Origin of the sequence: Acinetobacter sp. NIPH 2699 (genome assembly GCF_022549355.1) — a bacterium.
In the GTDB taxonomy this organism is placed as follows: Bacteria; Pseudomonadota; Gammaproteobacteria; order Pseudomonadales; family Moraxellaceae; genus Acinetobacter.
Genome location: NZ_JAKZGL010000028.1, coordinates 1 through 7,852, shown reverse-complemented (window position 1 = coordinate 7,852; position 7,852 = coordinate 1). Strand labels below are relative to the sequence as shown.

General features: G+C 38.7%; 9 protein-coding genes and 1 pseudogene. 6 read left to right on the top strand and 4 right to left on the bottom strand.

Going from position 1 to position 7,852, the window contains the following annotated elements; all coding sequences use genetic code 11:
• Window positions 1-146: 146 nt before the first annotated feature.
• The 3 genes from MMP72_RS15715 to MMP72_RS15705 all read right to left on the bottom strand — a co-directional run bounded on the left by MMP72_RS15715 (window position 147) and on the right by MMP72_RS15705 (window position 1,594).
• Window positions 147-482 (bottom strand): YegP family protein, encoded by a 336-nt coding sequence (locus MMP72_RS15715; RefSeq protein ID WP_241406208.1) that lies wholly within the window; start codon window positions 480-482, stop codon window positions 147-149.
• Window positions 483-644: 162 nt separating this feature from the next.
• Window positions 645-986 (bottom strand): zinc ribbon domain-containing protein YjdM, encoded by a 342-nt coding sequence (locus MMP72_RS15710; protein ID WP_241406207.1) that lies wholly within the window; start codon window positions 984-986, stop codon window positions 645-647.
• Between the two features lie 161 nt (window positions 987-1,147).
• Window positions 1,148-1,594, bottom strand: coding sequence for an SRPBCC family protein (locus MMP72_RS15705; protein ID WP_241406206.1), 447 nt, complete (start codon window positions 1,592-1,594; stop codon window positions 1,148-1,150).
• 185 nt (window positions 1,595-1,779) lie between these two features.
• On the opposite strand from MMP72_RS15705, the gene MMP72_RS15700 reads away from it, so the two are divergent.
• From MMP72_RS15700 to MMP72_RS15690, 3 genes and pseudogenes are all read left to right on the top strand, one after another.
• Window positions 1,780-2,502 (top strand): folate-binding Fe/S cluster repair protein, encoded by a 723-nt coding sequence (locus MMP72_RS15700; RefSeq protein ID WP_241406205.1) that lies wholly within the window; start codon window positions 1,780-1,782, stop codon window positions 2,500-2,502.
• A gap of 97 nt (window positions 2,503-2,599) precedes the next feature.
• A pseudogene (locus MMP72_RS15695) lies at window positions 2,600-2,917 on the top strand (protein tyrosine phosphatase).
• Window positions 2,918-3,163: 246 nt separating this feature from the next.
• Window positions 3,164-3,970, top strand: coding sequence for a sel1 repeat family protein (locus tag MMP72_RS15690; protein ID WP_241406204.1), 807 nt, complete (start codon window positions 3,164-3,166; stop codon window positions 3,968-3,970).
• Window positions 3,971-4,027: 57 nt separating this feature from the next.
• Here the strand turns inward: MMP72_RS15690 and MMP72_RS15685 are convergent, their stop codons facing one another.
• On the bottom strand, window positions 4,028-6,157 hold the full coding sequence (locus MMP72_RS15685) for a TonB-dependent receptor (RefSeq protein ID WP_241406203.1): 2,130 nt from the start codon (window positions 6,155-6,157) through the stop codon (window positions 4,028-4,030).
• A 206-nt stretch (window positions 6,158-6,363) separates the two neighbouring features.
• On the opposite strand from MMP72_RS15685, the gene mutM reads away from it, so the two are divergent.
• The 3 genes from mutM to MMP72_RS15670 all read left to right on the top strand — a co-directional run.
• The gene (gene mutM / locus MMP72_RS15680) at window positions 6,364-7,185 is read left to right on the top strand and encodes a bifunctional DNA-formamidopyrimidine glycosylase/DNA-(apurinic or apyrimidinic site) lyase (protein WP_241406202.1); all 822 of its coding nucleotides are present in this window, start codon (window positions 6,364-6,366) and stop codon (window positions 7,183-7,185) included.
• A gap of 33 nt (window positions 7,186-7,218) precedes the next feature.
• Window positions 7,219-7,497, top strand: a complete 279-nt coding sequence (locus MMP72_RS15675; RefSeq protein WP_241406201.1) for a peptidylprolyl isomerase — start codon at window positions 7,219-7,221, stop codon at window positions 7,495-7,497.
• A gap of 154 nt (window positions 7,498-7,651) precedes the next feature.
• On the top strand, window positions 7,652-7,852 hold a 201-nt coding region (locus tag MMP72_RS15670; RefSeq protein WP_241406200.1), incomplete at its 3' end, for a hypothetical protein.

Below are 7,852 nucleotides of genomic sequence, written 5' to 3'. Positions count from 1 at the left end.
CTGGAAAGCTGCAATGAGCCGTTTTAGCATCTTGTTTGAACAACGTATGGCTGACTATATCTAAGGTGTGTTTACACAGAATTATTTACAACCTCATTCAAGACCTAAAAAAGCCGTTTCATTGAAACGGCTTTCTTATTGGAAAATCAGGCAGTCTGATCTTTAATGGTTTCTGATGGACCATTATTTTTAACAGACTCAATACCTTTATCACGAGACTGTTCACTGGCATAAAGCTGACTGGTACCAATCACCTGATGATTTGCAGCCTTTAGATTAAAATATGCTTTATCATTTTTTGATGTGAGTCGCTCATAGCGGGCATCATCTGGACTATTCTTTTGCACAGATGCAATCCCATTCAATGCTGATGCCTTAGTCTTGTATAATTCACTATTTAAAATAACTTCCCCATTACCTGCTTTCAAGACAAAACGATATTGACCATCGCTTGCTCGACTCACCTCAAACCATCCAGCCATAAAGACCTCTCTTATTGGGATTAATATTGTTTTGTTTCTTCAATAATATAAATCAGCTACAACCGCATAAATAGATTGTTTTTTGTTCGCTTTTGGTAGCTTAGAATTTATTACAGATATAAAAAAGGAGCATGTGCATGCTCCTCAATAAAATGCTTGGAATTAAACTTTTTTCACAAACTCAGATTTGAGTTTCATCTGACCAATACCATCAATTTTACAATCAATGTTATGACCATCACTGGCATCACTAATTAAGCGAATTTTCACTTTTGTACCAACTTTAACGACAGATGATGAGCCTTTGATTTTTAAATCTTTAATGACGGTCACACTATCACCATCCGCTAAAACATTGCCATTGGCGTCTTTAATAATCTCTTGTACTTCTGAAATTAAACTATCGCCCTCTTTCCACTCATGTGAGCATTCTGGACAAATAAGGAGTTCGCCATCTTGGTAAGTATATTCTGATTGGCATTGTGGGCAATTTGGAAAAGACATAAAAATCTCAAAAGCTCTATTATGATCGATAGAAGCCGTTTTTTCAAAATTTTAGTCTTGAATATCTTTGCCCAATAAATAATTTTTAAGTACCAAAGCATGATTAAGTACGGGATCTTAAAAATTTAACACCAACAACATGATATTTTTCTTCAGAATATTTATTCATCTGGTATTTCAGCTTGAATCAATAAACCCAATAAATAAAGCGACTCTTGCCACCCTAAATAACATGCTTCAACAGGGATCACATCTGGCAGCCCCTCTTGGGTAATATTCACCTCTGTACCCACAAGCACAGGCTTAAGTTGAATAGTCATTTGGATCTCACCAATCAGATGAGGATCATCAAACTGATCTGTATAACGAAGCAGTTCATTTGGAACAATTTCAATATACTTTCCACTAAACGAGTGCGCACGACCTGTGGAAAAATTAGTAAATGACATCTTATAAGTACCGCCAACTTGCGGATCTAAATGATGAACTTTAGCGGTAAACCCATGCGGTGCCATCCATTTGACTAAGGCATCTGGATCTAAGAAAGCGTTAAAAACACGTTCAGGGGGCGCATTAAATACGCGATGCAATCGTACTGTGCCTGACATTGTTATTCTCCCTTGTGACTATTATTTTATTTGCGGATTGAACATAGCAATTTAATCGTCATGCGATCGTTCTAATCTCTTATTTCAACATGAATATCAACAATCAAAAGCTGCTTTTTTGTGAAAAATGGCGCAAAATAATAGTCCATATTTTAGTGACCAAAACGCAGCTTTAGGATCGATCTATGAGTCAGCTTGCTTTTACTGCTTTTAGCTTAAATGGTATAGATGCACAAAAATTTTTACAAGGTCAGGTAACTGTTCATGCTGAACGTCTGCCAGAAAATGAAAGTCGATACACTGCCATTTGTGATTTAAAAGGACGTATTCATTTTGGTTTATGGATTAAAAGATTAAATCCTGAAAGTTTTGAACTTGTCACCACACAAGATCAAGCAGAAGAATTTTCCAAACATATCAAAAAATTTGGTGCTTTTTCAAAAATGAAATTAGAAGAAATGGGGCAAGTTTTTCCAAATATTGTTGGGCATCACACTGAATTTTCACAGACAGAAACAGATATCAACACTTGGCAATTACAGGCCATTCAGTCTGGACAAGCTTGGATTACCCAAACAACTGAACATGTGTTTCAACCACAAGAATTACGCTTACATCAACGTGACGGCGTACATTTTGATAAAGGTTGCTATCTTGGTCAGGAAATCGTGGCACGTCTTTGGTTTAAAGCAAAACCTAAACATTGGCTACATTTAATTCAAGGCAAAGGCGAAGTTCCCACCCCGACGACTCAACTCAGTAAAGATATAGAAGTGGTCAATAGTGTTGCCATTGAAGATGGTTATTTAGCACTTGTGGTGGCTAAACCGATTGCTTTAGAAGAACTCAGTTTGACGGTTTTAGATTTACCCGAAGCATTGAATGGTGATGTGGCTAGACCAAGCTAATCTGTTTGTTGTTAAAACACTTAGGAACCGAATATCCTCGGATTTCTAAAATCCAAGGCATAATTGAAGCCCGTTTTAATTATTGGATGCTATAACGCTGAACTTTCTATTTATTTGCAGTCTTAATCAATCGTAGTCCAACTGCTGAACGCATCTTTGCGCAAGGGTATGGTCTCCATACCCTTGCGCAGGCACTAGCCGCCACGCTAAACATACGATTTCGATCAAAGATATACTCTGGGCCGATCAAATCTTTGTGATGGAAACACAGCATAAGCAACAGATAAAAGAGAAATTCTCGAAACAGCTCATGAATAAGAAAATATTTGTATTAGATATCCCTGATAATTATCAATATATGGACTCTGATCTAATTGAGTTACTGCAACTCACAATGCAACTCGATACAAAATAAGATTTTATTTAATATTTTTAATGTGCTATTGGCTATTTCTTCATAAAAAATCCATCATTTATTCATAACAAATTGACTGTATTAGATTGTTTTTCATCAATTTAAATGAAGATTTTAAGAATTTATCTAAATAGCCTATATACAAAATCATCATTTACATTTTTTACCAAACTTTTATGATGAGAACATCAAATTGTGTGCTGCTACACAAAGGATTACAGCAGAAATTAAGTGAAAGGAAAAAAGATGAAAAAGTTGCTTATTGCCAGTTTAATGATTGCCGCCAGCCACTCCACACTAGCAGCAGACAGTAAAGCAGCAACAAAACCAGATGCTTTTGCAAAAGCAACCCAACTTTATGAAGCAAAAAATTATCCAGCTGCATTCATAGAAATGCAACGCCTCGCAGAATCAGGGAATGCTCAAGCCATCTATAATCTTGGCTATATGACCCAAAATGGGCAAGGAACAACTAAAGACGAGAAAAAAGCTTTGCAATATTACCAAGATGCCTCAAATAAAGGCTATGGCAAAGCCAGCTTTACCTTAGCTCAACTTTATCGTCATGGTGGATTAGGCATTACAGCAAATACGCCAAAATTCAAAGAGTATTTAGATAAAGCATCAAAACAAGGCTCCGAAGAAGCAATCGTAGAAATTGCAACCTTATTATTTGCTCAAGGTAAACCTGAAACAGATCAAATTGCGATTCGCCAACTCAGACCATTGATTCAAAAGAACTATTATCCTGCGATACACATTAGAGCATTGTATGATCTGGGACAAGGAGTCAAAAATAAAAATCCTGCCATGCGCCAACAAGCCATCTCAACGATTCAGTCCCTTGCAGAAAAAGGCTATGCACCTTCTTTGATGGCGTTAGGTAATATGCTGGCGAATGGTGACATTCTTCAACAAAACCTACCAGAGGCAAAAAAGATTTTTACCGAATTGGCGAGGCAAGGCATACCTCAAGCCAAAGAGTCTTTAGCAAAAGTAGAACAGATTGAAGCTCAAAAGAAACAAGCTAAAGCTGCACCCTCAAAACCATAATTCCACCCATGCCCACCAAATATCCATTTCTGTATCCGATATTTGGTGGGAATCAGATTAAAACTGCTTGCTTACTTTAAATCCTGCACTCCAATTACGCCCATCCGCAGGTTCGTAATAACGCTGATTAGCATCATTTACGATCACAGATCCACTATAGTTTTTATCAAGCATATTATCGACTCGCGCATACGCATTCACGTTCCAGTCACTCAATTTCCAGAGATAACCTGTATATGCTGAAACAGTCGTATAGCTTGCAGCAGCATCACTATTGATATCATTGACATAGACTTTATCCATAAATTGCGTATCAAGTCCTGCATAGAAACCTTGCGCTGGCTGCCACGCTAAGCCAATAAAAGCTTGATTCTTAGCAATTCCAGGAATCAGATTTCCTGAGGCAATTTCTGATACTGAACCAACAGCAGGCACTTTCGAATCAAAAGTTGCATCTAAATATGCATAACTTGCATTCACTGCTAAATCTTTCCAAAGCTTCTTATTCCATGCAAATTCAACACCTTTACGTAAGGTTTTATCTGCATTGCGAAACGTCGCGCGCCCCCCCATACTTTCAGCTGCGACAATGTCATCTTTGGTTTCGATATAGAACGTCGCCAAGTTAAAATCACCCAGCAGATTTGAAGATTTTAAACCGAGTTCATAGTTATCACTTTTTGATGGTTTTAAATCGAGCGTACTTGCGCCACCTTGTGCCGGATAAGCCATTTCAGTAAAGGTCGGTGTCTCAAACCCTTTGGCATAGCTCGCGTAAGCCAGAACCTCGGGGATGATTTGCCAGCTTAATGCAACCGAAGGTAACACTTCTTCATAAGTTGTCTTACCGCTATTATCGCCGTTCAAACCAACGATATAATGATCTTTCGACTTGTAATGCACATTGCTATAACGTACACCCGTATCTAAACGCATAGTTGGTAAAAAAGACCAAGACGCTTGTAGATAAGGATCCACATTCCATAAGGTATTGCGTTCATCACGACGCACAGTACCTTTTATACCTTTATCACCCGCATCATTAAAGTTTTGATAACCTTGTCGATCTTCGTTCATTGCATCGATCGCAACACCCGCACTAAATTGGGTATTCGGTAATAAATCTTTTCCTGTCCAGCGGAAATCAGCGCCATAATAATCACGCTTAAAATCAATTACGCCACCAGCTTGATACGGTGTATTTGGATTCTTCTGTACCATATCTGGAATAGACTGGTATTGTGTTACCTGACGCTGCCCAATATAGGTCATCGCATACAGTTCATTTTGATCATTAATTGGTTTTGACCAAGTCAAACCTGTCTGAGTTTGATCAATTGTTTTGCGGGCATTGTAATCCAAAACATTTTTAGCAACCTGCTTGGGATTCTTTTCCCAATCAGCACGGGTTAAGCCGCCTGGATCATCTGCATCAATCTTGACATAGTTCGTGATCCAATTGATCTTACTACCATCGTCGAGATTCCATGTCAGCTTGGCATTGCTTAAAACTTTATTTGCGCCACTATGGTCACGATAGCCATCGGTATCAAAATACGATGAACTAATCACATAACTCGGTTCATTCTGGTTTTTAGCGCCACCCTGTAACACGATACCTGCACGATTTTTATTGTGGCTGCCACCAGCATAACTCATCTCAATGGAATCTTTACCCTGTCCCTCTCGAGTTGTCGCCAGAATCGCGCCACCCGATGAGTTCCCATACAGCGATGAAAATGGCCCCGTTAAAACTTCAAGATGGCTCAAGCTACCCAAATCAATATTTGAGGTTTGACCTTGACCATCCGGCATTGTTGCTGGAATACCATCGGTATATAAACGAATCCCACGCACACCAAATGTTGAACGTGCACCAAAACCACGCATCGAGAGCTGCAAATCTTGCGCATAATTTTCCCGATTACGTAACTGAACACTTGGAATGCCTTTAACGATTTCAGTTAAATTGACCTGCGCTGATTGATCATTTTTAGGCATATCGACCCTAAAAATTGATGCAGGCGTTTCCATATAAGTGGTATCTGTACGTGTTGCTTCAACTTTAATCGTGGGAAGTTGCACCGTTGACTCTGAATCAGATTCAGCTGCCCATGTAAAAGAGCTACCCGCCCCCATGCACATGGCTACGCAACCATAGAGGAGGTTAATTTTCAATGAAGGCATGAAGATTCCTTATTTCTCAAAATTTAGAAAAGATGATTTAAAAAGTAAGCCTGTGATTATTTTATATTTATCTTACATATTTAACTTAGGCCAAAACAATCAAAGTCATTATCAATCTGCATTAGCAAATAAAATTAAATACCCGCATAATTGTAAGTGAAACATTTACCCTCATTGTATTGTTGTTGAAACAACTTGAGCTAACTATGCCCGAACTTCCTGAAGTTGAAACTACGAAAACCAGTCTACTCCCTTTATTAAACCAACGCGTTCAAATGGTTAAAGTGTTTAACGCCAGTTTACGCTGGGCTATTCCTGATGATCTTGAAAAGCTGATTGGGCAACGGTTAATACAGCTTAAGCGCCGCTCTAAGTATATTCTGGCTGAATTTGAACAAGACCACATGCTTTGGCATCTCGGTATGTCTGGCAGTTTTCGTCTGTGTCAGCCCAGTGATGAACTGAGAAAGCATGATCATCTGGTAATTGACTTTGAAGATTATCAGCTTCGCTATCATGACCCTAGACGCTTTGGTTGTATCCTTTGGTTGGATCAGCATAATCAAACCAAGCTGATCGACACACTTGGTCCTGAACCATTAAGTGATGATTTTAATACATCATATCTTTTAGAAAAATTAAGTAAAAAGAATGTCGGCATTAAAATTGCTTTAATGGATAATCATATCGTGGTCGGTGTCGGCAATATTTATGCGACAGAAAGCCTATTCAATATCGGCGTTCATCCGGCTCAACCCGCTTCGACTTTAACCAAAGTACAAGTGGCCAAATTAGTTATTGAAGTCAAACGTATCTTAAAACAAGCCATTGATTTAGGAGGTTCGACTTTACGTGATTATAGCAATGCCATGGGTGAAAATGGTTATTTCCAGCAAACCCTGTTGGCATACGGTCGTGCAGGTGAAATGTGCGTCAATTGCGAAACCCCACTCGAAAACTTAAAGTTAGGGCAACGTGCGAGTGTATTCTGTCCACAATGCCAGCCCTTGAGATTAAAGAAAACTTAGGCTCATTGAGATGAGTTGAAGGAGTATAAAGCTATGCGAACTGCTATTGTGCGACATATCTTAGTCAAAGATAAAGATATGGCTGAGCAATTGAAAAAACGCATCCAGTCTGGTGCTGATTTTTCAAAAATTGCCAAACAATACTCAACCTGTAATTCTGCAAAACGTGGCGGTGAGCTAGGCGAAGTAAAAAAAGGACAGCTTGTTCCTGTAATTGATAAATTGGTCTTTAGTGCTGCGGAACGTATTTTACATGGGCCAGTCAAAAGCCAATTTGGCTTTCACTTGGTCGAAATCAAATTTAGAATGTGAGTTAATAACCAATACCAATTCTTAAAACACACTAGCTCTTATAATGCTTCAATCTCTGCTAGCCGAAAGAACAATTGTAGTTGTACCGCAAGAGGCAATACTTTCAAAGCGGGTTTAATGAACTTGTAAAATTTGGCACAAGAATCCATAAAAAATGGCAACTTATAAAATATCAGTTGCCATTCATCCAGCTATCTTACTTCATTCAATTTATACAGATCGGCAGATTGTAAAGAAGAAAAAGGTAGTGCACACCTGCTTTGGTGTTGGTGTTGGTGTTGGTGTTGGTGTTGGTGTTGGTGTTGGTGTTGGTGTTGGTGTTGGTGTTGGTGTTGGTGTTGGTGTTGGTGTTGGT